Consider the following 1,992-nt stretch of genomic DNA (forward strand, 5'->3'; position numbering starts at 1 on the left):
CCTATAAAGCCAACCGGCTGATTCGTACCGGTAACGACCACATAAACTTCAGCGGAGGTGAAGGCATGCTCTCGGACGACGGGCAGGAAAAAGGCAATATCCTCCGGCGTCAGAAAATGGTGAGTGGCCCGGACAGCGCGGTGCCAGATATCGACCAGTTGTTCGTGGCAGTCAGGTTGGTAAGGGATAATCCGGATCATCAGGTAGGCAGTCAGAAAGGGTAAAAGTAAAAAATACTTCTGAGCTAACGTCATTTACGCTATCTTTGCGGCCCTTTAAGCAAAAAATGACCCTCAATGGCTGACGGTCAAACCTGTTTTATCTGCGCAACAAGCACAATGACACTGATAACCTGCGGAATAGATTTCGGCACTTCCAATACCAGTTTTGCCTTGAATAAAGATGGAGCGGTAACGCTGGCACCGGTTGAAAACAACCATGTGACCATTCCCAGCGCCATTTTTTTTCAAAGCCCGAATAACCAGCCTTTTTTCGGACGTGAAGCTATCGATTTGTTTTTTGATCGTAAGAAAGGGCGGTTCATGCGGAGTCTCAAGCGGGTACTCGGAACACCGCTGATGAAAAACGGCACCGTAGTGAATGGGGTGTCTATGAACTTTTCAGTCATCATCGCCACGTTTCTCCGGACGCTGAAAGAGAAAGCCGACGCCTATGCCGGTCAGGAAATCGAACATGTGGTGATGGGGCGGCCGGTCCATTTTGTCGACAACGACCCCGGCGCGGATGAGCGCGCGGAAGCCGAATTAAAGGCCATTGCCGAACGGATCGGTTTTAAGTCGATCAGTTTTCAGTATGAACCCATTGCTGCGGCTTTTGCCCACGAAGCCAATGTGTCGGGCGAGAAACTGGCCATTGTCGTGGATTTAGGAGGTGGTACATCCGATTTTACCGTCATCCGGCTGTCGCAGCAACACCGGGGGAAAGCCGACCGATCCTCGGATATTCTGGCCAATACCGGCGTCCGGATCGGCGGGAACGATTTTGACAAGGAACTGAGTCTGCACGCGATCATGCCCGAACTGGGTTACCGGAGTACCTACGGTGAGAAAAATCTGGAGGTACCGCTCCGGCCGTATCATGACCTGGCAGAATGGAGTAAGGTTAACTTTCTGTATACGCCGAAAACTATCCAGCAAACCCGTCAGTATCTGCACCAGTCACACGATAAGAAGCGGCTTGGCCGGTTGCTGCAAGTGCTTGAGAAAGAGACAGGGCACGTATTGCTGGCTGGTGCTGAAGCGTCGAAAATCGCCCTGACCGGAGAGGAAACGTACCTCGCCCCCTTCGATTTTATCGAGGAAGGCTTCGGGATCACCATGGAGCGCTCGCTGTTTGAGGCGTCTATCCGCGACGACGTGGATAAAATTGCGCAGGCTGCCAGTCAGTGCCTGACCGATGCCGGCGTAAGGGCGGAAGCCATTGATCTGGTCATTCTGACCGGCGGATCAACCGAAGTACCGCTGGTGCAGCAGGCGTTCCGGAACCTCTTTCCCGATGCGCAGATTGCGGATCAGAATAAACTTTCGAGTGTCGGTCTCGGGCTTGCCTATGACAGTTTGTACAAATTCGGATAAAGCAACAGGTTAGAAAACATTCCCTAATCTGCCGAAAAGTATCCGGTATGTATCTGTATTGATACTAATTTTGATGTGTGAATACAGATATGGTATCCGTTTATGAAATCTACTTTTCTTTGCTTATTACTACTACTCGTTGTTAACCAGGCGTTTGCGCACCTTGGCGGAATCGCGGGGCAGGTCAGAGACCAGCAGACGGGCCAGCCGTTGGCGGGCGTTGTGGTCCAGCTTTCCGGAACCGGTAAAGCTAGTGTTACAAATGAACTGGGTCGGTTCCGGTTTATGCACCTGCCACCGGCAACCTACCGGATCGAGGTTTCTCATGTCGGATTTCAGACGGTCCGGCAGCAGATTACCGTTGATGATGACCAGATCACAACCGTCGCCGTTACGC

3 protein-coding genes are annotated in these 1,992 nt (G+C 51.9%); 2 read left to right on the plus strand and 1 reads right to left on the minus strand.

Annotated elements, in window-relative coordinates; translation table 11 throughout:
- Positions 1-200 (minus strand): GNAT family protein (locus tag BLX24_RS32395; RefSeq protein WP_510185439.1); only part of this gene is annotated, 200 nt, incomplete at its 3' end.
- 138 nt (positions 201-338) lie between these two features.
- Between BLX24_RS32395 and BLX24_RS30120 the strand changes: the two genes are divergently transcribed.
- The gene (locus BLX24_RS30120; RefSeq protein WP_071506884.1) at positions 339-1,595 is read left to right on the plus strand and encodes an Hsp70 family protein; all 1,257 of its coding nucleotides are present in this window, start codon (positions 339-341) and stop codon (positions 1,593-1,595) included.
- Between the two features lie 102 nt (positions 1,596-1,697).
- Positions 1,698-1,992 (plus strand): carboxypeptidase-like regulatory domain-containing protein (locus tag BLX24_RS31945; RefSeq protein ID WP_143092908.1); only part of this gene is annotated, 295 nt, incomplete at its 3' end.

Origin of the sequence: Arsenicibacter rosenii (assembly GCF_001870735.1) — a bacterium.
GTDB classification, from domain to species: domain Bacteria; phylum Bacteroidota; class Bacteroidia; order Cytophagales; family Spirosomataceae; genus Arsenicibacter; species Arsenicibacter rosenii.